General features: G+C 60.4%; 24 protein-coding genes. 14 read left to right on the forward strand and 10 right to left on the reverse strand.

Annotated features, from left to right (window positions below; all coding sequences use genetic code 11):
* The 14 genes from KGB18_RS05455 (at position 1) to mdoH (ending at position 18,234) form a co-directional block, all read left to right on the forward strand.
* A complete protein-coding gene (locus KGB18_RS05455) occupies positions 1–969 on the forward strand; it encodes an ABC transporter substrate-binding protein (RefSeq protein ID WP_052966803.1) in 969 nt (322 codons plus the stop codon).
* A 71-nt stretch (positions 970–1,040) separates the two neighbouring features.
* The gene (locus KGB18_RS05460; RefSeq protein WP_030129253.1) at positions 1,041–1,892 is read left to right on the forward strand and encodes an ABC transporter permease; all 852 of its coding nucleotides are present in this window, start codon (positions 1,041–1,043) and stop codon (positions 1,890–1,892) included.
* Positions 1,889–2,719 (forward strand): glycine betaine/L-proline ABC transporter ATP-binding protein, encoded by an 831-nt coding sequence (locus KGB18_RS05465; RefSeq protein WP_223569501.1) that lies wholly within the window; start codon positions 1,889–1,891, stop codon positions 2,717–2,719. The genes KGB18_RS05460 and KGB18_RS05465 overlap by 4 nt, the downstream gene beginning before the upstream one ends.
* A gap of 169 nt (positions 2,720–2,888) precedes the next feature.
* Complete coding sequence (gene hutH, locus KGB18_RS05470; RefSeq protein ID WP_201061474.1) at positions 2,889–4,412, forward strand: histidine ammonia-lyase; 1,524 nt, start codon at positions 2,889–2,891, stop codon at positions 4,410–4,412.
* A gap of 115 nt (positions 4,413–4,527) precedes the next feature.
* The gene (gene hutH, locus KGB18_RS05475) at positions 4,528–6,060 is read left to right on the forward strand and encodes a histidine ammonia-lyase (RefSeq protein ID WP_223569502.1); all 1,533 of its coding nucleotides are present in this window, start codon (positions 4,528–4,530) and stop codon (positions 6,058–6,060) included.
* A 151-nt stretch (positions 6,061–6,211) separates the two neighbouring features.
* Positions 6,212–7,621, forward strand: coding sequence for an amino acid permease (locus KGB18_RS05480; RefSeq protein ID WP_223569503.1), 1,410 nt, complete (start codon positions 6,212–6,214; stop codon positions 7,619–7,621).
* A 17-nt stretch (positions 7,622–7,638) separates the two neighbouring features.
* Positions 7,639–8,844 carry an imidazolonepropionase gene (gene hutI, locus KGB18_RS05485; protein WP_223569504.1) on the forward strand — a complete coding sequence of 402 codons (1,206 nt, stop codon included), beginning with the start codon at positions 7,639–7,641 and terminating at the stop codon, positions 8,842–8,844.
* Between the two features lie 10 nt (positions 8,845–8,854).
* The gene (gene hutG / locus KGB18_RS05490) at positions 8,855–9,658 is read left to right on the forward strand and encodes an N-formylglutamate deformylase (protein ID WP_223569505.1); all 804 of its coding nucleotides are present in this window, start codon (positions 8,855–8,857) and stop codon (positions 9,656–9,658) included.
* 311 nt (positions 9,659–9,969) lie between these two features.
* A complete protein-coding gene (locus KGB18_RS05495; protein ID WP_123721599.1) occupies positions 9,970–10,917 on the forward strand; it encodes a choline ABC transporter substrate-binding protein in 948 nt (315 codons plus the stop codon).
* Between the two features lie 185 nt (positions 10,918–11,102).
* A complete protein-coding gene (locus KGB18_RS05500; protein WP_223569506.1) occupies positions 11,103–12,023 on the forward strand; it encodes an alpha/beta hydrolase in 921 nt (306 codons plus the stop codon).
* Between the two features lie 115 nt (positions 12,024–12,138).
* The gene (gene pip, locus KGB18_RS05505; protein WP_048396065.1) at positions 12,139–13,110 is read left to right on the forward strand and encodes a prolyl aminopeptidase; all 972 of its coding nucleotides are present in this window, start codon (positions 12,139–12,141) and stop codon (positions 13,108–13,110) included.
* The gene (dtd, locus tag KGB18_RS05510; RefSeq protein WP_123361149.1) at positions 13,107–13,544 is read left to right on the forward strand and encodes a D-aminoacyl-tRNA deacylase; all 438 of its coding nucleotides are present in this window, start codon (positions 13,107–13,109) and stop codon (positions 13,542–13,544) included. The genes pip and dtd overlap by 4 nt, the downstream gene beginning before the upstream one ends.
* Positions 13,545–13,865: 321 nt before the next feature.
* Positions 13,866–15,671, forward strand: coding sequence for a glucan biosynthesis protein G (locus KGB18_RS05515; protein WP_123721598.1), 1,806 nt, complete (start codon positions 13,866–13,868; stop codon positions 15,669–15,671).
* Complete coding sequence (gene mdoH / locus KGB18_RS05520; protein ID WP_223569507.1) at positions 15,664–18,234, forward strand: glucans biosynthesis glucosyltransferase MdoH; 2,571 nt, start codon at positions 15,664–15,666, stop codon at positions 18,232–18,234. The genes KGB18_RS05515 and mdoH overlap by 8 nt, the downstream gene beginning before the upstream one ends.
* A gap of 182 nt (positions 18,235–18,416) precedes the next feature.
* Here the strand turns inward: mdoH and KGB18_RS05525 are convergent, their stop codons facing one another.
* The 10 genes from KGB18_RS05525 to ubiE all read right to left on the reverse strand — a co-directional run bounded on the left by KGB18_RS05525 (position 18,417) and on the right by ubiE (position 26,605).
* A complete protein-coding gene (locus KGB18_RS05525) occupies positions 18,417–20,333 on the reverse strand; it encodes a methyl-accepting chemotaxis protein (protein ID WP_123721596.1) in 1,917 nt (638 codons plus the stop codon).
* Between the two features lie 218 nt (positions 20,334–20,551).
* Positions 20,552–21,259 (reverse strand): 16S rRNA (uracil(1498)-N(3))-methyltransferase, encoded by a 708-nt coding sequence (locus KGB18_RS05530; protein WP_123721595.1) that lies wholly within the window; start codon positions 21,257–21,259, stop codon positions 20,552–20,554.
* Positions 21,256–22,050 (reverse strand): twin-arginine translocase subunit TatC, encoded by a 795-nt coding sequence (gene tatC, locus KGB18_RS05535; RefSeq protein WP_123721594.1) that lies wholly within the window; start codon positions 22,048–22,050, stop codon positions 21,256–21,258. Before tatC ends, KGB18_RS05530 begins: the two co-directional genes overlap by 4 nt.
* Positions 22,047–22,478 (reverse strand): Sec-independent protein translocase protein TatB, encoded by a 432-nt coding sequence (tatB, locus tag KGB18_RS05540; RefSeq protein ID WP_223569508.1) that lies wholly within the window; start codon positions 22,476–22,478, stop codon positions 22,047–22,049. The genes tatC and tatB overlap by 4 nt, the downstream gene beginning before the upstream one ends.
* A gap of 10 nt (positions 22,479–22,488) precedes the next feature.
* Complete coding sequence (locus KGB18_RS05545; protein ID WP_123721592.1) at positions 22,489–22,767, reverse strand: twin-arginine translocase TatA/TatE family subunit; 279 nt, start codon at positions 22,765–22,767, stop codon at positions 22,489–22,491.
* A 25-nt stretch (positions 22,768–22,792) separates the two neighbouring features.
* On the reverse strand, positions 22,793–23,125 hold the full coding sequence (locus tag KGB18_RS05550; protein ID WP_007899279.1) for a phosphoribosyl-ATP diphosphatase: 333 nt from the start codon (positions 23,123–23,125) through the stop codon (positions 22,793–22,795).
* Positions 23,118–23,519, reverse strand: coding sequence for a phosphoribosyl-AMP cyclohydrolase (hisI, locus tag KGB18_RS05555; RefSeq protein WP_007909357.1), 402 nt, complete (start codon positions 23,517–23,519; stop codon positions 23,118–23,120). Before hisI ends, KGB18_RS05550 begins: the two co-directional genes overlap by 8 nt.
* Before the next feature lie 91 nt (positions 23,520–23,610).
* Complete coding sequence (gene ubiB / locus KGB18_RS05560; RefSeq protein ID WP_123499973.1) at positions 23,611–25,215, reverse strand: ubiquinone biosynthesis regulatory protein kinase UbiB; 1,605 nt, start codon at positions 25,213–25,215, stop codon at positions 23,611–23,613.
* Complete coding sequence (locus KGB18_RS05565) at positions 25,212–25,835, reverse strand: SCP2 domain-containing protein (RefSeq protein ID WP_050683117.1); 624 nt, start codon at positions 25,833–25,835, stop codon at positions 25,212–25,214. Before KGB18_RS05565 ends, ubiB begins: the two co-directional genes overlap by 4 nt.
* Positions 25,835–26,605: a bifunctional demethylmenaquinone methyltransferase/2-methoxy-6-polyprenyl-1,4-benzoquinol methylase UbiE gene (ubiE, locus tag KGB18_RS05570; RefSeq protein WP_008005057.1), complete on the reverse strand. Its 771-nt coding sequence runs from the start codon at positions 26,603–26,605 to the stop codon at positions 25,835–25,837. The genes KGB18_RS05565 and ubiE overlap by 1 nt, the downstream gene beginning before the upstream one ends.
* Between the last annotated feature and the right edge of the window lie 48 nt (positions 26,606–26,653).

Raw genomic sequence — 26,653 nt, forward strand, 5'->3', positions numbered from 1 at the left:
ATGAAATCGAACAAGACCCTGCTGACCACATTGCTTTCCATGGGCCTGTTGGCCAGTGCTGGTGCCACTCAGGCGGCTGGCTGGTGCGAATCAGGCAAACCGGTGAAGTTCGCCGGCCTGAACTGGGAAAGCGCCATGCTGCTGACCGACGTGATGCAAGTCGTCTTGGAGAAAGGCTACGACTGCAAGACCGACAGCCTGCCAGGCAACTCCATCACCATGGAAAACGCCCTGAGCAGCAACGACATTCAAGTGTTTGCCGAAGAGTGGGTCGGTCGTAGCGAGGTCTGGAACAAGGCCGAGAAGGCCGGCAAGGTTGTCGGTGTCGGCGCGCCTGTCGTGGGTGCTGTCGAAGGCTGGTACGTGCCGCGTTACGTGATCGAAGGCGACGCCAAGCGCAAGCTGGAGCCAAAAGCCCCAGACCTGAAAGCGATCGCCGATCTGGGCAAATACGCTGCCGTGTTCAAGGATCAGGAAGAGCCATCCAAGGGCCGTTTCTACAACTGCCCGGCCGGCTGGACCTGTGAGCTGGACAACAGCGAAATGCTGAAAAGCTACGGTCTGGAAAGCACCTACACGAACTTCCGTCCGGGCACCGGTCCGGCACTGGATGCCGCGGTGCTGTCGAGCTACAAACGTGGCGAGCCGATCCTGTTCTACTACTGGTCGCCAACCCCGCTGATGGGCCAGGTTGACCTGGTGAAACTCGAAGAGAAACCAGGCGTGAACAAGGAAGTGACCATCAAGGTCGGCCTGTCCAAGACCTTCCACGAGCAAGCCCCGGAACTGGTGGCTGTGCTGGAAAAGGTCAACCTGCCAATCGACCTGCTGAATCAGAACCTCGGGCGCATGGCCAAAGAGCGGATCGAATCGCCAAAACTGGCCAAGATCTTCTTGAAGGAACATCCTGAAGTCTGGCACGCGTGGGTGAGCGAAGACGCAGCCAAAAAGATCGACGCGGCCTTGTAGGTTGAGTCTCTCCGACTGTCGGCAACGGCAGTCGGATGCTTGATCGCAACCCCTTGATTGAGAGTCTTTTTATGTTTCCCGAAAGCTTTACCTTTTCCATCGCCGACTGGGTCAACAGTTGGGTCGATTCGCTGGTCACCAACTACGGCGATGTGTTCCGCAGCATCTCCGACACCCTGTTGTGGGCCATCGTCAATCTCGAAGGGCTGCTGCGTGCGGCGCCTTGGTGGCTGATGCTGGCGATCGTGGCGGGCGTTGCCTGGCACGCGACCCGCAAAGTCGTGACCACGTCGGTCATCGTCGGTCTGCTGTTCCTGGTGGGTGCGGTCGGCCTCTGGGACAAGCTGATGCAGACCCTGGCGCTGATGATGGTGGCGACGGTCATCTCGGTGCTGATCGGCATTCCGTTGGGCATTCTCTCGGCGCGCAGCAATCGCTTGCGTTCGGTGCTGATGCCGCTGCTGGACATCATGCAGACCATGCCGAGTTTCGTGTACCTGATTCCGGTATTGATGCTGTTCGGCCTGGGCAAGGTCCCGGCGATTTTCGCCACGGTGATCTACGCCGCGCCGCCGCTGATCCGTCTGACCGATCTGGGTATTCGTCAGGTCGACGGTGAAGTGATGGAAGCGATCAACGCCTTCGGCGCCAATCGCTGGCAACAACTGTTTGGCGTGCAACTGCCGCTGGCTCTGCCGAGCATCATGGCCGGGATCAACCAGACCACCATGATGGCCCTGTCGATGGTGGTGATCGCCTCGATGATCGGTGCCCGTGGCTTGGGTGAAGATGTGTTGGTGGGGATTCAGACCCTCAACGTCGGACGTGGGCTTGAGGCCGGTCTGGCGATCGTGATTCTGGCAGTGGTCATCGACCGCATTACTCAGGCGTATGGTCGGCCACGGCATGAGGTGAGCAAATGAGCAACGAAGCCATCAGCAAGATCGAAGTCAAAAACGTCTTCAAGATTTTCGGCAGCCGCTCCAAGGATGCGCTGGGCATGATTGGCCAAGGCAAGACCAAAGACCAGGTATTGGCCGAAACCGGCTGCGTGGTTGGCGTGAACGACCTGTCGCTGAGCATCGGCACCGGCGAGATCTTCGTGATCATGGGCTTGTCGGGTTCCGGCAAGTCGACCCTGGTGCGCCACTTCAATCGCCTGATCGACCCCACCAGCGGCGCGATCCTGGTGGACGGCGTGGACATCCTGCAATACGACATGGAAGCCCTGCGCGAATTTCGCCGGCACAAGATCAGCATGGTGTTCCAGAGCTTCGGCCTGCTGCCGCACAAGACCGTGCTGGATAACGTCGCCTACGGCCTGAAAGTGCGTGGCGAGACCAAGCAAATGTGCGCCGAGCGTGCGCTGCACTGGATCAACACCGTGGGCCTCAAGGGCTACGAAAACAAATACCCGCATCAGCTTTCCGGCGGTATGCGTCAGCGTGTGGGCCTGGCTCGCGCCTTGGCGGCGGACACCGACATCATCCTGATGGACGAAGCCTTCAGCGCCCTCGACCCGCTGATCCGCGCTGAAATGCAGGACCAGTTGCTGGAACTGCAAAAGACCCTGCACAAGACCATCGTCTTCATCACCCACGACCTCGACGAGGCCGTGCGCATCGGCAACCGCATCGCGATCCTCAAGGATGGCCGCCTGATTCAGGTCGGCACGCCACGAGAGATCCTGCATTCGCCGGCGGATGAGTATGTGGACCGGTTTGTACAGCGGCGAGCTGCGGTGGTTTGAGAAATTTGCGGTGATCGGGCGGGCCTCATCGCGGGCAAGCCCGCTCCCACAGGGATTGGTTGTGTTGCACAAATTTTCTTCACACAACAGAGCACTGTGGGAGCGGGCTTGCCCGCGATGGCGCCGGTAAAGCTGCATCAATATTCAGGTTGTACGCACGAGGTTAATGATGTCCCAGGCTGAAAAAATCGTTATCGCCGACGCCCCGTTGCGCTGGCAGGATGTGGTCGCAGTCGCTCGTCACGGCGCGCAGCTCGAGCTGTCGCCCCAGATCTGGGCGCGGATCGAAAACGCCCAGGCGATCGTCCAGCGCATTGTCGCCAGCGGCGAGCGTGCCTACGGCGTCAACACCGGCCTGGGCGCCTTGTGCAACGTCTCGCTCAAAGGCGAACAACTCAGCCAATTGTCGCGCAACACCTTGCTCAGTCACGCCTGTGGCGTCGGCGCGCCATTGGCCGACGAACAGACCCGCGCAATCATCTGCGCCGCTATTCGCAACTATAGCCATGGCAAATCCGGCATTCATCGCCGAGTGGTCGAAGGCCTGTTGGCACTGCTCAATCGCGGTATCACTCCGCAAGTACCATCCCAGGGCTCGGTGGGCTACCTGACCCACATGGCCCACATCGGAATCACTCTGCTGGGTGTCGGCAATGTCAGCTATCGCGGGCAGATCGTTTCCGCGCAGCAGGCGTTGAGCGAGGAAGGTCTGCAACCGGTTCAGCTCGGCGCCAAAGATGGCTTGTGCCTGGTCAATGGCACGCCATGCATGACTGGTCTCAGCTGTCTGGCAATTGCCGATGCGACGCGTTTGGTGCAGTGGGCCGATGTGATCGGTGCCATGAGCTTCGAAGCCCAGCGCGGTCAGATCGCCGCGTTCGATGCCGAGATCATCGCGCTCAAACCTCATCCAGGCATGCAGCAAGTCGGCATCAACCTGCGGGCGTTGCTTGATGGCAGTGAAGTGATTGCCAGCAGCAAAGGTATTCGTACTCAGGATGCATTGAGCATCCGCTCGATCCCGCAAGTCCACGGCGCCGCTCGCGATCAACTTGAGCACGCGAAAAAGCAGATCGAAACCGAACTCAATTCTGTCACCGACAACCCGATGTTGCTGGGCACGCCGGACAACTTCCGGGTGGTATCCCAAGCCAACCCGCACGGTCAGTCAGTGGCATTGGCGGCGGATTTGCTGGCGATCGCCATGGCCGAAATCGGCTCCATCGCCGAGCGTCGGCTGGACCGCTTGATCAACCCGCATGTCAGCGGTCTGCCGGCGTTTCTGGTGGCCAACCCCGGGGTGAATTCCGGGATGATGATCGTCCAGTACGTTGCCGCGTCCCTGTGTGCGGAAAACCGTCAATTGGCGCAACCGGCGGTGCTCGATAACTACGTCACCTCGGGCTTGCAGGAAGACCACTTGAGCATGGGCACCAACGCGGCGCTGAAGCTGCATCGCGCGCTGGAAAACTGCACGCAGATCCTCGCCATTGAGTATTTGCTGGCATCCCAGGCGTTTGAATTCCTCAAAGAACAACGCTTCGGCGCCGGTACCGATGCCGCGTGGCGTCTGCTGCGCGAACGAGTTCCGGCCTACGACCAGGACCGCTGGCTGGCACCGGACATCGCCAGTGCCGCCGCCGTTTTGAAAGACCCGATTTTGCTGCACAAAGTGTTACCGAACCTGAACTGATTTCCACCACACCAGCGTGCCAAGGCGCGGCTCCCCAGAAGGCGAGACGCGACGGACAACGGACATCTCCGGAGCGTCTGGTGAGTTAATAACAAACTCTCAAAAGGAGCACAAAATGACTGCGCTTAACCTGATTCCCGGCCAACTGAGCCTTGCCCAGCTGCGTGATGTCTATCAGCAACCGGTCAACATCACCCTCGACGAAAGCGCTTTGGCGCAAATCGAAGCCAGCGTTGCCTGCGTGGAACAGATCCTCGCCGAGAACCGCACGGCTTACGGCATCAACACCGGTTTCGGCCTGCTGGCTTCGACCCGCATCGCCAGCGAAGACCTGGAAAACCTCCAGCGCTCGCTGGTGCTGTCCCACGCCGCCGGTGTTGGCGAGCCGATCAGCGACGCCTTGGTGCGGTTGGTCATGGTGCTCAAGGTCAACAGCCTGAGCCGTGGTTTCTCCGGCATTCGTCGCGTAGTGATCGACGCGCTGATCGCCCTGATCAACGCCGAGGTTTACCCACACATTCCATTGAAAGGTTCGGTGGGTGCATCCGGTGACCTGGCGCCTTTGGCCCACATGTCGCTGGTGCTGCTGGGCGAAGGTAAGGCGCGCTACAAAGGCGAGTGGATGGAAGCAACCGAAGCGCTGAAAGTCGCCGGTCTGACCCCATTGACCCTGGCTGCCAAAGAAGGTCTGGCGCTGCTCAACGGTACTCAGGTTTCTACCGCTTACGCTCTGCGTGGCTTGTTTGAAGGCGAAGATCTGTTTGCTGGTGCCCTGGCCATTGGTGGTATGACTGTTGAAGCGGTGCTGGGCTCGCGCTCGCCGTTTGATGCACGCATTCATGCCGCACGCGGTCAGAAAGGCCAGATCGACGCCGCTGCCGCTTACCGCGATCTGCTGGGCGAGCGCAGCGAAGTATCCGACTCGCACCAGAACTGCGAAAAGGTCCAGGACCCGTACTCCCTGCGCTGCCAGCCGCAAGTCATGGGCGCCTGCCTGACCCAGTTCCGTCAGGCCGCCGAAGTGCTCGCCATCGAAGCCAACGCTGTCTCCGATAACCCGCTGGTGTTCGCCGCTGAAGGTGACGTGATCTCCGGCGGTAACTTCCACGCCGAGCCGGTGGCCATGGCCGCCGACAACATGGCTTTGGCCATCGCTGAAATCGGTTCCCTGAGCGAACGCCGCATTTCGCTGATGATGGACAAGCACATGTCGCAACTGCCGCCATTCCTGGTGGCCAATGGTGGCGTGAACTCCGGCTTCATGATCGCCCAGGTGACCGCGGCGGCATTGGCCAGCGAGAACAAGGCGCTGTCTCATCCGCACTCGGTGGACAGTCTGCCGACGTCGGCCAACCAGGAAGACCACGTGTCCATGGCACCGGCGGCGGGCAAGCGTCTGTGGGAAATGGCAGAAAACACGCGTGGGGTTCTGGCAGTGGAATGGCTGGCGGCGGCTCAGGGCCTCGACCTGCGTGAAGGTCTGAAAACCTCGCCAAAACTGGAAAAGGCTCGCGCCATCCTGCGCGGTGAAGTGCCGTTTTATGAGAAGGACCGTTTCTTTGCACCGGACATCAACGCGGCAAGTGAGTTGTTGGCGACGCGTTGCCTGAATGAGCTGGTTACGGCGAAGTTGCTGCCTAGCCTGTAATGGCTCCTTCTCTGATGATCGTTCCCACGCTCCGCGTGGGAATGCCTCTAGGGACGCTCCGCGTCCAGTGACGCGGAGCGTCACGGGCCTGCATTCCCACGCAGAGCGTGGGAACGATCATGTCGCCAATAAAAATAATTAAGGACGAGAAATGCAACAGCCAGAAAAGGGTTTGAAACGCGGGCTCTCTGCCCGACATATTCGCTTCATGGCGCTGGGGTCGGCTATCGGCACCGGGCTGTTCTACGGTTCTGCCTCGGCCATTCAAATGGCCGGGCCTGCGGTATTGCTCGCTTACCTGATCGGTGGCGCGGCGGTGTTCATGGTCATGCGCGCCCTCGGCGAGATGGCGGTGCATAACCCGGTGGCCGGCTCATTCGGCCAGTACGCCAGCACCTATCTGGGGCCGATGGCGGGCTTCATCCTCGGTTGGACCTACGCGTTTGAAATGGTCATCGTCGGTATGGCCGACGTCACCGCGTTCGGTATTTACATGGGCTTCTGGTTTCCGGAAGTCGCACGCTGGATTTGGGTGCTCGGCATCGTTTCGGTGGTCGGCGGCTTGAACCTGTGCAACGTCAAAGTCTTCGGTGAAATGGAATTCTGGTTGTCGCTGCTCAAGGTCGCGGCCATCGTTGCGATGATCCTGGGTGGCTTCGGCATCATGCTGTTCGGTATCAGCACCGCGCCCGGCGCCCAGGCGACCGACATCAGCAACCTCTGGAGCCATGGCGGCTTTATGCCCAACGGCGTAGGTGGCCTGATCGCTTCGTTTGCCGTGGTGATGTTTGCGTTTGGCGGCATTGAAATCATCGGCGTAACGGCGGGTGAAGCCAAAGACCCGCAGCATGTGCTGCCCCGGGCGATCAATGCCGTACCGTTGCGTATCCTGCTGTTCTACGTGCTGACGATGTTTGTGCTGATGTCGATCTTTCCTTGGCAGCAGATTGGCAGCCAGGGCAGTCCATTCGTGCAGATTTTCGACAACCTCGGGATCAGTTCGGCGGCGACCATCCTCAATATTGTGGTGATCTCGGCGGCGGTGTCGGCCATCAACAGTGACATCTTCGGCGCGGGCCGGATGATGTACGGTCTGGCCCAGCAAGGGCATGCGCCCAAGGGCTTCGCCCGCCTGTCGGTCAATGGCGTGCCATGGATGACCGTGGTGGTGATGAGTGCCGCGCTGCTGCTGGGCGTGCTGCTGAACTACCTGATTCCGGAAAACGTGTTTCTGTTGATCGCCTCCATCGCAACCTTCGCCACGGTGTGGGTCTGGCTGATGATTCTGTTCACCCAGGTGGCGATGCGTCGTTCCATGAACGCCGAGCAGGTCGCACAACTGAAATTCCCGGTGCCGTTCTGGCCTTATGCGCCGATGGCGGCGATTGCGTTCATGCTGTTCATTTTCGGTGTGCTGGGCTATTTCCCGGATACCCAGGCGGCTCTGATCGTCGGCGTGGTCTGGATTGTATTGCTGGTGCTGGCGTACCTGACGTGGGTGAAGCCGGCGGCAGGGAAGGCAGTACTGGTGGAGCGGGAACCTTCTTTTTCTCATCGATAACCTAACGGAGGCCAAGGATGAAAACTCTCTGGCAACACTGCCACGTCGCAACCATGGCGCAAGGCGTCTACTCGATTATCGAGGATGCGGCTATCGTGACGTCAGGTGCGCACATTGAGTGGATTGGTCCGCGCGGCGAACTGCCGTCAGGCGAGTACCCGGCAGTCAATGATCTTAAAGGGGCCTGGGTGACTCCGGGCCTGATCGACTGCCACACCCACACGGTGTTCGGCGGCAACCGCAGCGGTGAATTCGAGCAACGTCTGCAAGGCGTCAGCTACGCGGAAATCGCAGCGGCCGGTGGTGGCATCGCCAGCACCGTGCGCGCGACTCGCGCGGCGACTGAAGACGAGCTGTTCGCCAGCGCTGCCAAGCGTCTGAAGAGCCTGATGCGCGACGGCGTGACCACGGTCGAGATGAAGTCCGGCTACGGCCTGGACCTGGCCAGCGAACGCAAGATCCTGCGGGTCATCCGCCGTCTTGGCGCCGAGCTGCCGGTCAACGTGCGCAGCACTTGCCTGGCTGCCCACGCCTTGCCGCCGGAATACGTTGATCGCGCCGACGCTTACATCGATCACATCTGCAGCGAAATGCTTCCGGCCCTGGCGGCCGAAGGGCTGGTGGATGCGGTGGACGCTTTCTGCGAGTACCTGGCGTTTTCGCCGGAACAGGTCGAACGGGTTTTCGTCGCTGCGCAGAACCTCGGCTTGCCAGTGAAGCTGCATGCCGAGCAATTGTCGTCGCTGCACGGTTCGAGCCTGGCGGCGCGTTACCACGCATTGTCCGCCGATCATCTGGAATTCATGACCGAAGACGACGCCATCGCCATGGCCAAGTCCGGCACGGTCGCGGTATTGCTGCCCGGCGCGTTCTACTTCCTGCGGGAAACCCAATTGCCGCCGATGGATGCCCTGCGCAAACACGGCGTAAAAATCGCCATCGCCAGCGACCTCAACCCGGGCACTTCGCCGGCGCTGTCGTTGCGCTTGATGCTGAACATGGCCTGCACCTGTTTCCGCATGACCCCGGAAGAGGCCTTGGCTGGCGCAACGATTCATGCCGCCACCGCGCTGGGCATGGCCGAGACTCACGGTTCGCTGGAAGCCGGCAAAGTCGCAGACTTCGTCGCCTGGCAGATTGATCGACCGGCCGACCTGTCGTACTGGCTGGGCGGCGACCTGGAAAAACGCGTCGTGCGTCACGGCGTCGAAACAAGCGTTTAGGAGAGCAGTTGTGGATAAGGTTCTGAACTTCAAACAAGGCCGCGTGCCGCTGCTGATCAGCATGCCCCACGCCGGCCTGCGCCTGACCCCAGTGGTCGAAGCGGGATTGATTCCCGACGCGAAAAGCCTGCCGGACACCGACTGGCACATCCCCCGGCTTTACGAATTCGCCGCCGAGCTGGGCGCCAGCACCCTGGCAGCCGAGTACTCGCGGTTTGTCATCGATTTGAACCGACCGTCCGACGACAAGCCTTTATATGTCGGCGCCACCACCGGTCTGTATCCGGCGACACTGTTCGACGGCATTCCATTGTTCCGCGAAGGGCTGGAACCATCGGCCGCAGAACGAGCGACTTATCTGGAGCAGATCTGGACGCCTTATCACCGGACCTTGCAGGAGGAACTGGCACGGCTGAAAGCCGAATTCGGCTACGCGCTGCTATTCGATGCGCACTCGATCCGCTCGATCATCCCGCACCTGTTTGACGGCAAATTGCCTGACTTCAACCTCGGCACCTTCAATGGCGCCAGTTGCGATCCACAATTGGCCAGCCAGCTGGAAGCCATCTGCGCACGGCATGGCGATTACAGCCATGTGCTGAACGGTCGCTTCAAGGGCGGGCACATCACCCGGCATTACGGCAACCCGGCCGAGAACATCCATGCCGTGCAACTGGAGTTGGGTCAGTGCACGTACATGGAAGAGTTCGAGCCGTTCCGTTATCGCCCAGACCTGGCGGCACCGACGCAAGTGGTGCTCAGGGAATTGCTGCAAGGGCTGTTGGCGTGGGGCGCAAAGCACTACAGCGCATAACCCTGTGGCGAGCGGGCCTTTGTGGCGAGGGAGCTTGCTCCCGCTCGGCGGCGAAGCCGTCGTAAACCTGGCTGGTCGGGCGTATCTGATAAAACTCGGTTGAATGGTTTGGGGGCTGCTTCGCAACCCAGCGGGAGCAAGCTCCCTCGCCACAGATTGGTGTTCGCCTTGATAACGCATCAGGACAGTCGCCACCGTGCAAAACACGGTCGCCACAGGGCGCTTTTACCCTCTCGACGCTGCGTAATGTTCTGGGCACGGTGCACGAAGACACCGGCCCTCACAATAATCTGCCGCACGAGACTCTCCCGATGAAAAGACTGTTCACCCGCTGTCTCTCAATCCTCTGCGGCACGGCTCTCCTGAGCACCAGCGTTTTCGCCAACGACCCCGCTTCCTGCAAGACCGTACGCATGGGCGTGGTCAACTGGACCGACGTCATCGCCACCAGCGGCATGGCTGACGTGTTGCTCAACGGCCTCGGCTACGAAAGCAAGCAAACCAGCGCCGTGCAGCAAATCATCTTCGCCGGCATCCGCGACAAACGCCTCGATATCTTCCTCGGTTACTGGAAACCGGCGATGGATAAAAACATCGCGCCGTTCGTGGCCGCCAATCAAGTGAAGGTCATGGACAAACCGAGCCTCTCGGATGCCCAGGCGACCCTTGCCGTGCCTGACTACGTTGCGGCGGCGGGCCTTAAAACCTTCGCCGACATCGCCAGATTCAAGGATCAGCTTGGCGGCAAGATCTATGGCATCGAGCCGGGCAGCGGTGCTAACACCACGATCAAAACCATGATCGAGACCAATCAATTTGGCTTGAAGGATTTCAAGCTGATCGAGTCCGGTGAGGCCGGCATGCTTGCCGCCGTTCAGCGGGCGGTCAATCGTAAGGAGTTCGTGGTGTTCGTCGGCTGGACCCCGCATCCGATGAACATCAACATGAACATCGCCTACCTGACCGGCAGCGAAGACGTCTACGGACCGAACGAAGGTGCGGCGACCGTTTCCACCGTGACCGCGCCGGACTATGCCGAGCGCTGCCCGAACGTGAACCGCCTGCTGGAAAACCTGACCTTTACCGCGGCCCAGGAAAGCCAATTAATGGTGCCAATCATGGAGCGCAAGACGCCGCAGGATGTCGCCAGACAGTGGCTGCGTGATCATCCCGAAGATCTTCAGCGCTGGCTGGCAGGTGTCAGCAGTTTTGATGGCAAGGAGGGAGTAGCAACCGTTCAGGCCAGTTTGAAAAACTGACTGGTCGAGCGGAATCAGTGTGGCGAGGGGGGCGCAGAACCTGTGGGAGCGTGGCTTGCCCGCGAAGAACGATGACGCGTAATACCTGAAAAACCGCGGTGCATTGTTCGCGGGCAAGCCACGCTCCCACAGGATTTGCGTCGTTCAAATTTTTTGACTTCCTCTATTTGGCTGGCTGCAGGCTCATGGCTCCTTATCCACTCTCTGAACACATGGCGGCTTTCGTCGAGAAAACCCTCAGTTTCAACAGCACCGACAGCAGCCTCACCGGCCTGCGTCAGGCCTACAGCGAGATGTGCCGGGCGTTTACCCCACCGTGTCCTGCGGGGCTTGAGGTGGTCGACTTCCAATTGGCAGGCGTGGCCGTACGCTCTTGGCAACCGCCGGTCCCGCCGTCGACCAACGGTTGGCCGTGCATCGTGTATCTGCACGGCGGCGGTTGGGTGGTGGGGGATCTGGATTCCCACGCCTTCATCTGCGCCGAACTGGCGTCAGTGCTCGGGGTGATGGTAATCGCCGTCGATTATCGGTTGGCGCCGGAGCATCCGTTTCCGGCGGCGTTCGATGACTGCCTGAGTGTCTGGCGCGCGCTGCGCGCGGGACCGTTTCAACTCGACCCTGCGCGGACCCTGGTGGCAGGCGACAGCGCTGGCGGCAACCTCGCCGCTGCGTTGTGCCTCGCGGTGCGCGATGCCGGTGAGCCAATGCCATGCGCACAAGTTCTGATCTATCCGGGACTGGGCGGCGATCACCGATTGCCGTCGCGCAGCGAATGCGCCGATGCGCCATTGCTCAGCAGCAGCGATCTGGATTGTTATCACGCGTTGTATTTAGCGGGGACCCGACAACCGGGTGCCTATGCGATGCCCTTGCTCGCCGACGATTTCAGCGGTCTGCCACCGGCGTTGATCGCAGTGGCGCAGTTCGACCCGCTGCGCGATGACGGCGTGCTTTACGCCGAGCGACTCAACACAGCAGGCGTGAGCGCAACGCTTTATTGCGGGGAAGGGCTGGTTCACGGCTGTTTGCGGGCGCGGGGGCAGGTCGCCGAGGTCGACCGACTCTATGAAACCCTGCTCGGCTATTTGGCTGAGAAAACGAGCTGACAAACTCTGACGCTGCAAGGGGCATGCTCATTGAAGTAATTCGGGTTTATGATGCCGGACGGCAGAATAATAGAAGTCCCCCCAGGGATGACCTCGACCCCTTACGGAGCGCGCAATGCAGACTTTGTACCCGCAGATCAAACCCCACGCCCGGCACGATCTGGCTGTCGATAAAACCCACACGCTGTATGTCGACGAAAGCGGTTCGCCGGAAGGTTTGCCGGTGGTGTTCATCCACGGCGGCCCTGGCGCCGGATGTGATGCCCAGAGCCGCCGGTATTTCGATCCGAACCTGTATCGCATTGTCACCTTCGACCAGCGTGGTTGCGGTCGCTCCACGCCCCACGCCAGCCTGGAAAACAACACCACCTGGGATCTGGTCGCCGACCTCGAGCGGATTCGCAAGCACCTGGGCATCGACAAATGGGTGCTGTTCGGCGGCTCCTGGGGTTCGACCCTGGCCCTGGCCTACGCGCAAACCCATCCGGAACGCGTGCACGGTTTGATTCTGCGCGGGATTTTTCTCTGCCGTCCCCAGGAAATCGAGTGGTTCTACCAGTGTGGCGCCAGTCGCCTGTTTCCCGATTACTGGCAGGACTACATCGCCCCGATCCCGCAGGACGAACGCCACGACTTACTCTCGGCGTTCCACAAACGCCTGGTCGGCAACGATCAGATCGCCCAGATGCACGCGGCCAAGGCCTGGTCCATGTGGGAAGGCCGCACCGCCACCCTGCGGCCGAATCCGCTGGTGGTCGACCGCTTCTCCGAGCCTCAGCGTGCGTTGTCCATCGCCCGTATCGAGTGCCATTACTTCACCAACAATGCTTTCCTCGAGCCGAACCAACTGATTCGTGACATGGCCAAGATCGCCCACCTGCCTGGCGTTATCGTCCATGGTCGTTATGACGTGATCTGTCCGTTGGACAACGCCTGGGAATTGCATCAGGCCTGGCCGAACAGCGAATTGCAGGTGATTCGCGACGCCGGTCATGCAGCGTCCGAATCGGGTATCACCGATGCCTTGGTACGCGCCGCTGATCTGATGGCCCGTCGTATGCTCAACTTGTCGCCTGACGAAGCATGAAGGGCCTGCTGCAACGCGTGCGTGGCGCGCGAGTCGAGGTTGCGGGGGAGGTGGTTGGGGCGATAGATCAGGGGTTGCTGGTGCTGGTGGCGGTCGAGCCCGACGATACTCCGGCCAGCGCCGACAAACTTCTGCATAAACTGCTTAACTATCGAGTATTCAGTGACGCCGAGGGCAAGATGAATCTGTCCCTGGCGGACGTAGGCGGTGGGTTGCTGCTGGTCTCGCAGTTCACCCTGGCCGCCGACACCAAAAACGGGTTGCGCCCCAGTTTTTCGACCGCGGCACCTCCTGCTTTGGGTGAGGAGCTGTTCGACTATCTATTGGGTAAAGCGAAACAGGTGCATGGCACTGTGGCATCAGGTAGATTCGGCGCGGATATGCAGGTGCACCTGGTCAATGATGGCCCGGTAACCTTCCTGTTACAGACGTGAAAGCACTTGAAACATCTTTTTAAGGGCATTTCGACTGAAAACGGGGGCTTTTCCCGATAAATACTTGGTTCCCCCTGATGCGTTGTAACGCGGCCTGCTAGATAATCGCGCGCTACGGGGATCGGCGTTCGTTGGTCCGTTTTGACTTAGGTAGAGACTTGTCCGAGACCTGTTGGGGAATCATTTTGCCCCATAGGAGTCGGAACAATGCTCGCCAACTTGGCAAGAGTCGTTCGCAGGGTCGGTTTTTTTCCACCGCACACCGTGCTGGCACTTTAACTGGCCGTTGGTTTTTTGATCTGTTTTCGGCGAGGGTTGCTCGTGATTGTTAGTCCCTGTAATGCACCAAAATTGTCTGCCAAACGGTTTCGAAGCGCTCTGGTAGCAGGCTCTGCACTGCTCTGCCTGTTCAGCGCCGGCCAACTTTGGGCATTCAATCTGGATGACGTATCGGTCAAGGCAAAAGAGCTGGCCGGGCAAAAGTACGAAGCCCCGCGCAGTAACCTGCCGAATGAATTTCGCGAAATGAAATTCGCTGACTATCAAAAAATTCGGTTCCTCACGGAAAAAGCCGAATGGGCGAACCAGAAAACCCCCTTCAAGCTTTCGTTCTATCACCAGGGTATGCACTTCGATACGCCGGTGAAGATCAACGAAATCACGGCCAACACCGTCGAAGAGATCAAATACGACCCAAGTCGTTTCGATTTCGGCGACGTGAAGTTCGATCCTAAAGCCACTGAACAGCTGGGTTATGCCGGTTTCCGTGTGCTGTACCCGATCAACAAGGCCGACAAGCAAGACGAAATCATGACGATGCTTGGCGCGAGTTATTTCCGCGTCATCGGCAAGGGGCAAACCTACGGTCTGTCTGCTCGCGGCATGGCCATTGATACCGCGTTGCCATCCGGCGAAGAGTTCCCGCGCTTCACCGAGTTCTGGATTCAACAGCCGAAGCCGGGCGACAAGCACCTGGTGATCTTCGCCCTGCTGGATTCGCCGCGTGCCACCGGTGCCTATCGCCTGACCCTGCGTCCGGGCAGCGACACGGTCGTCGACGTCAAGGCCAGGATGTTCCTGCGTGACAAGGTCGCCAAACTCGGCGTTGCGCCGCTCACCAGCATGTTCCTGTTCGGCGCCAACCAGCCGTCGAAAGTGCTGAACTACCGTCGCGAACTGCACGATTCCAGCGGCCTGTCGATTCATGCTGGTAACGGCGAATGGATCTGGCGTCCACTGAACAATCCGAAACACCTGTCCGTGAGTAACTTCTCGATCGAGAACCCGCGCGGTTTCGGCTTGCTGCAACGTGGCCGTGACTTCAGTCACTACGAAGACCTCGATGACCGCTACGACAAGCGCCCAAGTGCCTGGATCGAACCGAAAGGCGATTGGGGCAAAGGCTCCGTCGATCTGGTAGAGATTCCTACCGCTGACGAAACCAACGACAATATTGTCGCTTTCTGGAGCCCGGAAAAGCTGCCTGAGCCTGGCCAGTCCCTGGACGTTGCATACCGCATGCACTGGACCATCGACGAAGCCTCCCTGCATTCGCCGGACAGCGCCTGGGTTCAACAGACCCTGCGTTCCACGGGTGACGTCAAGCAGTCGAACCTGATTCGTCAGCCGGACGGCAGCGTGGCCTATCTGGTGGATTTCGAAGGCCCGTCCCTGCAAGTCCTGCCGGAAGACGCTGAAGTACGCAGCCAAGTGAGTGTTGGCGACAACGCAGAACTGGTCGAGAACAGCGTCCGTTACAACCCTGAAACCAAGGGCTGGCGCCTGACCCTGCGGATGAAGATCAAGGATCCAAGCAAGTCCACCGAGATGCGCGCAGCACTGGTCAAGAACATCACGCCTGCCGAGGCGCTCAAGACCGCGGCACCAGCGTCCAGTTCTTCCGTTGCCAAGGCCGACAAGATCGCCGCCCGGCAGCAGGAGAAGAAGGACAAGGAAGCCAAGCAGGCTGAAACACAAGCCCAGCAAGTCAAGGATACAAAGGACAAGGACAACAAAGACGCCAAGCAGCCTGTCGCTGCCGAAGCGGCCCCAGCCACAACGGAATCGGCACCGACTGAACAAGTCCTGACCGAGACCTGGAGCTATCAGTTGCCCGCCGATGAGTAATTCACAAGTACAGCCACAAACGCTTGCCGAATATCTGGCGCATTTGCCGATGAGCGACGAGCAGCGCGCGGAACTCGCGGGTTGCAAGTCTTTCAGTGAACTGCACGAACGTCTGTCGTCCTCGACGTTCGACGCGCCGACCGAGGCTGCTCAAGCCTCGGTCGGCCGGCGCCTGACCCTGAACACCGTCGAAGAACTGGCGGACGCGGAAATGCTGGTGCTCGACGCCAGCGGTCGGGTTTGCCTCAAGGCAACCCCACCGATCCGTCGGACCAAAGTCGTGCCCGAGCCGTGGCGCACCAACATTCTGGTGCGTGGCTGGCGTCGGCTGACGGGGCGCACCAATCCGCCGGCCCCGCCGAAGGATGAGAACGTGCTGCCAGCGGCTCGCTGGCGCACCGTCGGTTCGATCCGACGCTACATTCTGCTGGTGCTGATGCTCGGTCAGACGATCGTCGCCGGTTGGTACATGAAAGGCATCATGCCGTACCAGGGCTGGTCGTTCGTCGATCTTGAAGAAGTCCTGCATCAACCTCTGACCCAAACCGCCACGCAGGTGCTGCCATATGCCTTGCAAACCAGCATTCTGATTATGTTCGGGATTCTGTTCTGCTGGGTTTCGGCTGGTTTCTGGACCGCGCTGATGGGCTTCCTTGAGTTGATCACCGGCCGTGACAAGTACCGCATTTCCGGCGCCAGCGCCGGTAACGAGCCGATCGCCAAGGACGCCCGCACCGCACTGGTGATGCCGATCTGCAACGAAGACGTGCCGCGGGTGTTCGCCGGTTTGCGGGCGACCTTCGAATCGGTTGCGGCCTCGGGTAATCTGGATCGCTTCGACTTTTTCGTGCTCAGCGACAGTAATGACGCCGACATCTGCGTTGCCGAGCAGCAGGCCTGGCTGGATGTCTGCCGTGAAGGCAAAGGCTTCGGCAAGATCTTCTATCGTCGCCGTCGCCGCCGCGTAAAACGTAAAAGTGGCAACCTCGACGACTTCTGCCGTCGTTGGGGCGGTGACTACAAGTACATGGTCGTACTCGACGCCGACAGCGTGATGAGCGGCGAATGCCTGAGCAGTCTGGTGCGCCTGATGGAAGCCACGCCGGACGCCGGGATCATCCAGACCGCGCCGCGTGCGTCGGGCATGGACACCCTTTATGCGCGTATGCAGCAGTTCGCCACGCGTGTGTACGGTCCGCTGTTCACTGCCGGTCTGCACTTCTGGCAGTTGGGCGAATCCCACTACTGGGGTCACAACGCGATTATCCGCATGAAGCCGTTCATCGAGCACTGCGCCCTGGCGCCGTTGCCCGGTAAAGGCGCGTTTGCCGGTGCGATTCTGTCCCACGACTTCGTCGAAGCTGCGCTGATGCGCCGTGCCGGCTGGGGCGTATGGATTGCCTACGACTTGCCGGGCAGCTACGAAGAACTGCCACCGAACCTGCTGGACGAACTCAAGCGTGATCGTCGCTGGTGCCACGGCAACCTGATGAACTTCCGGCTGTTCCTGGTCAAGGGCATGCACCCGGTGCACCGTGCGGTGTTCCTGACCGGCGTGATGTCGTACCTGTCTGCGCCGTTGTGGTTCTTGTTCCTGGTGTTGTCGACGGCCTTGCTGGCGGTCAACACGTTGATGGAGCCGCAATACTTCCTGGAACCGCGTCAGCTCTATCCACTGTGGCCACAATGGCAGCCGGACAAGGCGATTGCGCTGTTCTCGACGACCATCGTGCTGCTGTTCCTGCCGAAGTTGCTGAGCATCATCCTGATCTGGGCCAAGGGCGCGAAAGAGTTCGGTGGCAAGTTCAAGGTGACGCTGTCGATGCTGCTGGAGATGTTGTTCTCCATGCTGCTGGCGCCGGTGCGGATGATTTTCCACACCCGTTTCGTACTCGCCGCGTTCCTCGGCTGGGCCGCGACCTGGAACTCGCCACAACGTGACGATGACTCCACACCATGGAGCGAAGCGGTAAAACGCCACGGTCCGCAAACCTTGCTGGGCTTCTTCTGGGCGCTGTTGGTGATCTGGCTGAACCCGAGCTTCCTCTGGTGGCTGGTGCCGATTGTCGGTTCGCTGATGCTGTCGATCCCGGTATCGGTGATCTCCAGCCGTGTCGGCCTGGGCCTCAAGTCCCGTGACGAAAGCCTGTTCCTGATCCCTGAGGAATACAATCCGCCACAGGCGTTGCTGGCGACCGATCAGTACACCCACGAAAACCGTTGGCATGCGCTGAACGACGGCTTCGTCCGGGCAGTGGTCGATCCACAACAGAACGCCTTGGCGTGCGCGCTGGCGACGTCCCGTCACCGTCAGGCAGAGCCGATCGAATGGCTGCGTATCGAGCGGGTTCGCCATGCGATGAAGGTCGGGCCTGCCGGGTTGACCAACGACGAGCGTGTGGCCCTGCTGAGCGATCCGGTGGCACTGGGTCGCTTGCATGAGCAAGTCTGGAACGAAGGTCATGCCGAGTGGCTACAAGCCTGGCGCACATCGGTGGATGCCGATCCCCATGCGCCGCTGCTGCCGCTCAAGCCTGTGAGCGTGCAGCCTCAGTTGGCCTAATGAAAAACCCCGCGAAAGCGGGGTTTTTTTTGGCTGATGATCATTCCCACGCGCTGCCGGGAACGCCTCATACAGTTGATCTGACTGAACCCAACTTTGTGTTCGGCACAGATCCTGTGGGAGCGGGCTTGCCCGCGATTGCATCACCCCGGTTTCAAGCGAACCGGGATGCCCGCATCAGCTCAAACCTTGAACCGCCCCACCAGCATCTGCAAATGCGTCCCCAACCGCGCCAGTTCGACGCTGGAGGCCGCGGTCTCTTCACTGGCGGCCGAGGTCTGCTCGGACACATCACGCACGTTCAGCACGCTACGGTTGATCTCTTCGGCCACTGCGCTCTGTTGCTCGGCAGCGGCGGCGATCTGCTGGTTCATCGACTGGATCGCCGACACGGTGCGGGTGATGCTTTCCAGCGAGCTGCCGGCGCGACGGGTCAGTTCGACGCTGCTGTCGGTCAGGCTGCGGCTGTTGTCCATGATGGTCGCGACTTGCTGAGTGCCGGTTTGCAGGCCGACGATCAACTCTTCGATTTCTTCGGTGGACTTCTGGGTGCGCTGGGCCAGGCTGCGGACTTCGTCAGCGACCACCGCAAAACCGCGCCCGGCTTCACCGGCGCGGGCGGCTTCGATGGCGGCGTTGAGCGCCAACAGGTTGGTTTGCTGGGCCACGGACTTGATCACGTCGAGCACGCTGCCGATCTTGTCGCTTTCGCGCTTCAGATGCCCCATGGCTTCGGTGGAGTTACCGACTTCGGTAGCCAGGCGCTCGATCTGGGCGATGGCTTCGCCAACCACCCGGTCACCCTCGCGGGCCTGCTGGTCGGCGGCGACGGCAGCTTCGGATGCTTCCTCGGCGTTGCGCGCGACTTCCTGCACCGTGGCGGTCATTTCGTGCATGGCGGTGGCCACCTGATCGGTCTCGACCTTCTGGCTGTTGACCCCGGCGCTGGTCTGCTCAGTGACGGCGGACAGCTCTTCAGCGGCGCTGGCGATTTGGGTCACGCCATCGCTGATGCCACCGATCAGATCTCGCAGGCCCAGGGTCATGCTCTGCATGGCGCGCTGTAACTGACCCAGTTCGTCCCGGCGTTCGGACGTCAGGTTGTGAGTCAGGTCGCCCGCGGCGACACGCTCGGCCACTTTGAGGGTCTGGCTCAGCGGAATGACGATCTGGCGAGTGATGGCCCAAGCCGCGAACAAGCCAAAGGCCGACGCGAGGACGGTGGCCATCAGCAGCAAGTTTTTGGCGTGTGCCGCATCGGTGTCACGCACGACGGTTTGCGAGACTGTGAGCTTTTTGCTGAGGTCGAGCAGAATGTCGCCTTGCGTGCTCATGCGTTTGAGGGCGGCAGCGCTGGCGACCTGGGAGTCGCGGAACTGGCTGACAGCCGCGCGATAGGCTTTGAGTGAGTCGGTCGCCTGTTGCAGGTTATCGATGTGTTGTTCCGGCAGTTGAGACGGCAGGCTTTCGAGGTTTTTCAGAGCGTTGCCAATGGCGTCCAGCGCAGGCTGCTCGGCCTCGGGTTTGCCGCTGTAGGTATAGCCGCGGACCTGGAAACGCGCTTGCTGGATCAGCTTGCTCAGGTCGATCACGCTGTTGAACTGAGCGACGCTGTCGCCTTGCAACAAGGAATTTTCGACTTCGGCGACACGGGCCACGGCGTTATCGGCGGTGGCGCCCAGTTTGCTGCGAGCATTTTCGCGGGTAGCGGTGGCCTGAGTCATATCAGCGAAGGCGCGTTTGTATTCGCTGACCGCGGCCAATTGTTGGTCGATCATTGCCACGTCGGCAGGCTGTTCGATCAGCGTGCGGGCGGTTTTCAGGCCGGTTTCGAGTTGGCCGATCAGCTCGTTGACAGCGCCCGGGCCTTGTTCGCCACGGCGCATGTCGTAATCCATGCGGGCGAGGCGCAGGTCTTTGGTCAGCTCATTGAGGCTGGAAATAAACCCAAGCGTATCGCCACGGCTGATCACACCGCTCAGACCGGTCCAGCCGGTGAAGGTGATCAACAAGGTCAGAAGCAGCACCAGACCGAAGCCGATACCTAGTTTGCGATTGACGCTTACGTTTCCCAGTTTCTCGGCTAGCCAACGGTACATGCTGCAACTCCCTCGGACCATTAATCGGTTTTATGGGAACTGTATCGGCCGGCTGGCAGGGATCTGTAGGCGAGTAAACACTTGTGGCGAGGGAGCTTGCTCCCGCTTGGGCGCGAAGCGGCCACCGCTTTTTACCAGCAAGACGCATTCACCGGTTTTACGACTGCTTCGCAGCCGAGCGGGAGCAAGCTCCCTCGCCACAGGGTAAGTGTCTGGGGTTAGAAGAGGCGTGCCAGCAGCGCAGTAACGGCGGTTTCGACTCGCAGGATGCGGTCGCCAAGTTGCACCGGTTGCAGGCCGGCCTTGCCCAGCAAATCGATTTCGTAGGGAATCCAGCCGCCTTCGGGGCCGATGGCCAGGGTCACGGGTTCGTTCAGGCCACGAGGGCAGGGCGGGTAGTTACCGGGATGGCCGACCAGACCGAGGGTGCCTTCGGTAATGGCCGGCAAACGATCTTCGACAAAGGGCTTGAAGCGCTTCTCGATGACGACTTCCGGCAGCACGCTGTCGCGAGCCTGTTCAAGACCCAGGATCAACTGCTCGCGAATCGCCTCGGGTTCCAGGAATGGGGTTTGCCAGAAGCTCTTCTCAACGCGATAGCTGTTCACCAGCACGATGCGCGGCACACCCATGGCGGCCACGGTCTGAAACACCCGACGGAGCATTTTCGGTCGCGGCAGCGCCAACACCAAGGTCAGTGGCAGCTTGGCCGGTGGCGGCTGGTCGAGGGTGACGCGCAACTCAGCCTCATCGGCGTCCAGGCGCAGCAACTCGGCCGAGCCCATCAACCCACCGATACGCCCGACCCGCAGGCTGTCGCCCACCACCGAGCGGTGGACTTCCTGCATATGAGTCAACCGGCGATCGCGCAGGATCACCCGGTCGGCCGCAATGAAGTCGGCCTCTTCGAGGAGCAGCAGGTTCACGCTTGAGTCGCTGGCGGCTGGTCGTTGTGATCGTCAGCCGGCTGATCGTCCGGGTGTTCGCCGCGCTTGCTGATCAGGCTACCGAACAGGATGCCGATCTCGAACAGCAGCCACATCGGTACGGCCAACAGCGTCTGCGAGAAGATGTCCGGTGGCGTCAGAATCATGCCGACCACGAAGCAGCCAATGATCACGTACGGGCGGATTTTCTTCAGGTAGGCGACGTTGACCACGCCGATCCACACCAGCAGCACCACAGCCACCGGAATCTCGAACGCCACGCCGAAGGCGAAGAACAGCGTCATGACGAAATCGAGGTAGCTGCTGATGTCGGTCATCATTTCCACGCCGGCCGGGGTGGCGGCGGCGAAGAACTTGAAGATCAGCGGGAACACCAGGTAATAGGCGAACGCCATGCCGGTATAGAACAGCATGATGCTCGATACCAGCAAGGGCACGGCGATGCGCTTCTCATGCTTGTACAGGCCCGGTGCGATGAAGCCCCAGATCTGATGCAGAATCACCGGGATCGCCAGGAACAGCGAAACCATCATGGTCAGTTTCAGCGGCGTCAGGAATGGCGAGGACACGTCGGTGGCGATCATTGTCGCACCGGCCGGCAGGTACTGACGCAGCGGCGTGGAGACGAAGGTATAGATCTGCTGGGTGAAGGCGAACAACCCGGCGAAGATGATGAAGATCGCCGCTACGCAACGCAGCAGGCGAGTGCGCAACTCGGTGAGGTGCGAAACCAGCGGCATGTGCTGGTCGTTTTCGGGGAGATCGCTCATGGGGCTCGCGGCGGCAAAGTGGTGTCGTGAGGCGCCGGTGTTGTCGGCGCGGCGGCAGGAGCAACAGGTTCTACTGGAGTTGCAGGTGCAGGTTCAGCGGCTGCAGCCACCGGCATAGCCTCAGCCGCTGGCGCATGAATCGTCTGCGTCGCGACAGGTTCCACCAGCGTCGGCTCCTGCTGAGTTGGCGTGAAAATCTTCCGCGCCTCCTGCTCCAGGGACAGAATGTGCTCGTTGTGCAGTTGCCGGCGAATCTCGTCGGCACCGATTTCACGTTCAACTTCCTGTTTGATCGCGTTGAAGCTGCGCTTCAGCCGCCCAACCCACAGGCCGGCGGTGCGCGCAGCGCCCGGCAGACGCTCGGGGCCCAGCACCAGCAGGGCGACGAGGCCGACAAGCAGCAATTCAGAGAAGCTGATACCAAACATTAGTCAGTGCTCACGAGTCTTTGCGGATCGGCTCTTCGACTTTTTGCGCCTGCACGTCGATGGTGTGCGGCGGGTTCACGGACTGTGTGGTCTGTGGCTGAACAGGTGGAACCGGTTGGGCCGGGGTCGCTGTCGGGTCAGCCGGTTTCTCGTCGTCGTTCATGGCTTTACGAAAGCCCTTGATCGACTCGCCCACGTCAGTGCCGAGGTTTTTCAGTTTCTTGGTGCCGAACACCAGCACCACGACAACCAGGATGACGACCCAGTGTTTCCAGTCAAAAATGCCCATGTTGCGTTCCTCTCTAAATAGTTGTTCAGGCGGACGGGCGAGAGGCTTTCTCGGCGTGTCCGGACAGACCGAAGCGACGGTCCAGTTCATCGAGCACAGCCTGTGGATGCTGCCCCAGTTGGGCGAGCATGACCATGCTGTGGAACCACAAATCGGCGGTTTCGTAGATCACATCGCTGCAGTCACCGCTGATGGCGGCATCCTTGGCGGCAATGATGGTTTCGACCGACTCTTCGCCGACTTTTTCCAGAATCTTGTTCAAGCCCTTGTGGTACAGGCTGGCGACATACGAGCTATCGGCGGCGGCGCCTTTGCGCTCTTCCAGCACCTGGGCCAGACGGGTCAAAGTGTCACTCATGTTTGTGTCCTGCGGAATAGATAGCGTGCGGGTCTTTCAGCACCGGGTCGACGGTTTTCCAGTCGCCGTTCTCGAAGACGCGGTAGAAGCAGCTCTGACGGCCGGTATGGCAGGCGATGTCGCCGATCTGCTCAACCATCAGGATGATCACGTCAGCGTCACAGTCCAGGCGCATCTCATGCAGGGTCTGCACGTGGCCGGACTCTTCGCCCTTGCGCCACAGCTTGCCACGGGAACGTGACCAGTAAATGGCACGGTTCTCGGCGGCGGTCAATTCCAGTGCTTCGCGGTTCATCCAGGCCATCATCAGGACGCGTCCGGTCTTGTGATCCTGGGCAATCGCCGGCACCAGGCCATCGGCGTCCCACTTGATCTCGTCCAGCCAGTTTTTCATCTTCGACTCCGACAGCGGGCTCTACTTCAATAGTTGAGGCCAATGTTCAAATTCAGCGTTCAAACAGTGTGCCAGCCGATCATCCAACTGGCTATCGGCGAACGACCAGATACAAGCCGACCGCCACCATGATTCCGGCGGGCCAATGCCCCAATTCGTTCAGTGGGCCACCGGCTGCGAGTATCGTGCCACCCGCCAGGTGAGCGGTGCCGAGCAACCGCAGGAACCAGTCGTCCTTGCGCTTGTGCCAAGGGGGTGGTGGGTCGTTGGCGTGGGGCTGGGACATGCGCTCGAGCAGGTCGCGGGCCATGTTGGCCAGATGCGGGATCTGCTCGAACTGGCTCTGCACGTTGCCTAACAAGGCTTTGGGGCTGACGCGCTCGCGCATCCAGCGTTCGAGGAACGGCTGGGCGGTGTTCCACAGATCGAGGTCCGGGTACAGCTGACGGCCCAGGCCTTCGATGTTCAACAGGGTTTTTTGCAGCAAGACCAATTGCGGCTGCACTTCCATGTTGAAGCGTCGAGCGGTCTGGAACAGGCGCATCAGCACCTGGCCGAAGGAAATATCTTTTAACGGTTTTTCGAAGATCGGCTCGCACACGGTACGGATCGCTGCTTCGAACTCGTTGAGTTTGGTTTCCGCCGGTACCCAGCCCGAATCGATGTGCAACTGCGCGACACGCCGGTAATCACGCTTGAAGAACGCGAACAGGTTGCGCGCCAGATAGTCCTGGTCTTCCGGGGTCAGGCTGCCGACGATGCCGCAGTCGATCGCGATGTACTGCGGGCTCCACGGTTGCACGGTACTGACGAAGATGTTGCCGGGGTGCATGTCGGCGTGGAAGAAGCTGTCGCGGAACACCTGGGTGAAGAAAATCTCCACACCACGCTCGGCGAGCATTTTCATGTCGGTGCGCTGGTCGGCCAGGGTCGCGAGGTCGGTGACCTGAATCCCGTAGATGCGCTCCATCACCAGCACTTTCGGCCGGCACCAGTCCCAATAGACTTGCGGCACATAGAGCAGCGGCGAACCTTCGAAATTGCGCTTCAGCTGGCTGGCGTTAGCCGCCTCGCGCAGCAGGTCGAGTTCGTCGTAGATGGTTTTTTCGTAGTCGCTGACCACGTCCACCGGGTGTAGCAAGCGAGCGTCGGCCGAGAGTTTTTCCGCGGCGCGGGCAAGAATGAACAGCCACGCCAGGTCCTGGGCAATGATCGGTTTGAGGCCCGGGCGGATCACCTTGACCACTACTTCTTCACCGGTTTTCAGCTGCGCGGCATGCACTTGCGCCACCGAGGCCGAGGCCAGTGGCTCGACGTCGAAACGGCTGAAGACTTCACTGATTTTTTTGCCAAGCTGCTCTTCGATCAGCCGGACCGACACTTGCGAGTCGAATGGCGGCACGCGGTCCTGCAGTTTCATCAGTTCATCGGCGATGTCTTCGGGCAGCAGGTCGCGGCGCGTCGAAAGGATCTGGCCAAACTTGATGAAAATCGGCCCCAGGTCCTGCAACGCCAGGCGCAGTCGCGCACCACGGCTCAGGTCCAGCGTCTTGCGCGGAAACCAGCGCCACGGCAAGGCGTAGCGCAGCGCCAGCAGAAACCAGGGCAGTGGCAGGGCGAACAGCAAGTCATCGAGGCGGTAGCGAATCACAACGCGCTGGATGCGCAACAAACGGCGGACGGCAAGCAGCTTCATGCGTTATCGCTTGGGTCGAGGGATCGGAAAAGGCGCTCGAAACGCGCCTCGAGACGTTCCAGATCGAGCTTGATCTGGTCCAGTTCATTAAAACGGGCGTCAGCTTCGCGCTGACCGACGAGGGCGCGCGATTCTTCGGCCAGGTATTCGCCCAGGTTCTGATTCAGGCTGGCGAACCCTTGCTGATACCAGCGTGCGCGACTGCGCAGGTGACCGCCGACCAGTTGCGTGGCCACAGGTCCCAGCCAGCGCGAGAGTTCGTACTCCCAGTCCAGTTCGAGGTCCTGAAGGATCGTCGCCAGTTCCAGCAGCACGCCGCTGTCGCCGTCGAGTTCGACTTCCGGGGCATGCAGAACCGAAGTCTTGTCCTTGCTCGTCGCCAGTTTCAGCAGGCTTGAGGCCGGTGCGCGCAAGGTGCAATCGGCACCGCTTTCCCACTGGGAGGCGAGCATCAGGCCTTCATCGCTGGGCAGGATGAACACTTGCAGCGCCGGGCTGCGGCAGTCGACGGCAATCACCTTGCCACTCAAATGCGCCAGTCGCGGCAGCGCTGTGCTGTCGAGACGCAGCACCCGGTTCAAACCGAGTTCAACGCTGGCGAGCAGGCCGGCCAGCAACATCAGGGCTTGATGCCGCGGTGCAGGGCGACGATGCCTGCGGTCATGTTGTGGTACGTCACGCGGTCGAAACCGGCTTCGACCATCATCGACTTCAGGGTTTCCTGGTTCGGGTGCATGCGGATCGATTCGGCCAGGTAGCGATAGCTTTCCGAATCATTGGTGATCAGCTTGCCCATCAACGGCATGAAGGCGAACGAATAGGCGTCGTAGGCCTTGGACATCAGCGCGTTGGTCGGCTTGGAGAATTCCAGTACCAGCAAACGGCCGCCCGGTTTCAGCACGCGCAGCATCGAGCGCAGGGCGTCTTCTTTATGCGTCACGTTGCGCAGGCCGAAGGCGATGGTCACGCAATCGAAATGGTTGTCCGGGAACGGCAGCTTTTCAGCGTCGGCCTGGACGAATTCGACGTTGCCGGACACACCCAGATCCAGCAGGCGGTCACGACCGACCTTGAGCATGGATTCGTTGATGTCGGCCAACACTACCTGGCCAGTCGGTCCCACAAGATGCGAGAACTTGCGGGTCAGGTCGCCAGTGCCGCCGGCGATGTCCAGCACGCGGTTACCGGTGCGCACGCCCGACAATTCGATCGCGAAACGCTTCCACAGACGGTGCATGCCGCCCGACAGGAGGTCGTTCATCAGGTCGTACTTGGCGGCTACCGAGTGGAAAACCTCAGCGACTTTTTCCGCTTTCTGGCTTTCCGGAACGTTTTTGAAGCCGAAGTGAGTGGTGGGTTCGGCATCGCTGCCTTTGCGCTGATCAGTCATATCGCTGTCACCAAAAGAGAATGCGGGACATTCTAATCCCGGTGGCCT

The sequence above is a fragment of the Pseudomonas sp. BF-R-26 genome (assembly GCF_019947395.1).
Lineage (GTDB): Bacteria > Pseudomonadota > Gammaproteobacteria > Pseudomonadales > Pseudomonadaceae > Aquipseudomonas > Aquipseudomonas farris.

Bases quoted from the DNA above. Each gene is read 5' to 3' on its own strand.
- KGB18_RS05455 (WP_052966803.1), top strand. From the start codon at position 1: ATGAAATCGAACAAGACCCTGCTGACCACATTGCTTTCCATGGGCCTG.
- KGB18_RS05460 (WP_030129253.1), top strand. From the start codon at position 1,041: ATGTTTCCCGAAAGCTTTACCTTTTCCATCGCCGACTGGGTCAACAGT.
- KGB18_RS05465 (WP_223569501.1), top strand. From the start codon at position 1,889: ATGAGCAACGAAGCCATCAGCAAGATCGAAGTCAAAAACGTCTTCAAG.
- hutH (WP_201061474.1), top strand. From the start codon at position 2,889: ATGTCCCAGGCTGAAAAAATCGTTATCGCCGACGCCCCGTTGCGCTGG.
- hutH (WP_223569502.1), top strand. From the start codon at position 4,528: ATGACTGCGCTTAACCTGATTCCCGGCCAACTGAGCCTTGCCCAGCTG.
- KGB18_RS05480 (WP_223569503.1), top strand. From the start codon at position 6,212: ATGCAACAGCCAGAAAAGGGTTTGAAACGCGGGCTCTCTGCCCGACAT.
- hutI (WP_223569504.1), top strand. From the start codon at position 7,639: ATGAAAACTCTCTGGCAACACTGCCACGTCGCAACCATGGCGCAAGGC.
- KGB18_RS05495 (WP_123721599.1), top strand. From the start codon at position 9,970: ATGAAAAGACTGTTCACCCGCTGTCTCTCAATCCTCTGCGGCACGGCT.
- KGB18_RS05500 (WP_223569506.1), top strand. From the start codon at position 11,103: ATGGCTCCTTATCCACTCTCTGAACACATGGCGGCTTTCGTCGAGAAA.
- pip (WP_048396065.1), top strand. From the start codon at position 12,139: ATGCAGACTTTGTACCCGCAGATCAAACCCCACGCCCGGCACGATCTG.
- dtd (WP_123361149.1), top strand. From the start codon at position 13,107: ATGAAGGGCCTGCTGCAACGCGTGCGTGGCGCGCGAGTCGAGGTTGCG.
- mdoH (WP_223569507.1), top strand. From the start codon at position 15,664: ATGAGTAATTCACAAGTACAGCCACAAACGCTTGCCGAATATCTGGCG.
- KGB18_RS05525 (WP_123721596.1), bottom strand. From the start codon at position 20,333: ATGTACCGTTGGCTAGCCGAGAAACTGGGAAACGTAAGCGTCAATCGC.
- tatC (WP_123721594.1), bottom strand. From the start codon at position 22,050: ATGAGCGATCTCCCCGAAAACGACCAGCACATGCCGCTGGTTTCGCAC.
- tatB (WP_223569508.1), bottom strand. From the start codon at position 22,478: ATGTTTGGTATCAGCTTCTCTGAATTGCTGCTTGTCGGCCTCGTCGCC.
- KGB18_RS05545 (WP_123721592.1), bottom strand. From the start codon at position 22,767: ATGGGCATTTTTGACTGGAAACACTGGGTCGTCATCCTGGTTGTCGTG.
- KGB18_RS05550 (WP_007899279.1), bottom strand. From the start codon at position 23,125: ATGAGTGACACTTTGACCCGTCTGGCCCAGGTGCTGGAAGAGCGCAAA.
- hisI (WP_007909357.1), bottom strand. From the start codon at position 23,519: ATGAAAAACTGGCTGGACGAGATCAAGTGGGACGCCGATGGCCTGGTG.
- ubiB (WP_123499973.1), bottom strand. From the start codon at position 25,215: ATGAAGCTGCTTGCCGTCCGCCGTTTGTTGCGCATCCAGCGCGTTGTG.
- KGB18_RS05565 (WP_050683117.1), bottom strand. From the start codon at position 25,835: ATGTTGCTGGCCGGCCTGCTCGCCAGCGTTGAACTCGGTTTGAACCGG.
- ubiE (WP_008005057.1), bottom strand. From the start codon at position 26,605: ATGACTGATCAGCGCAAAGGCAGCGATGCCGAACCCACCACTCACTTC.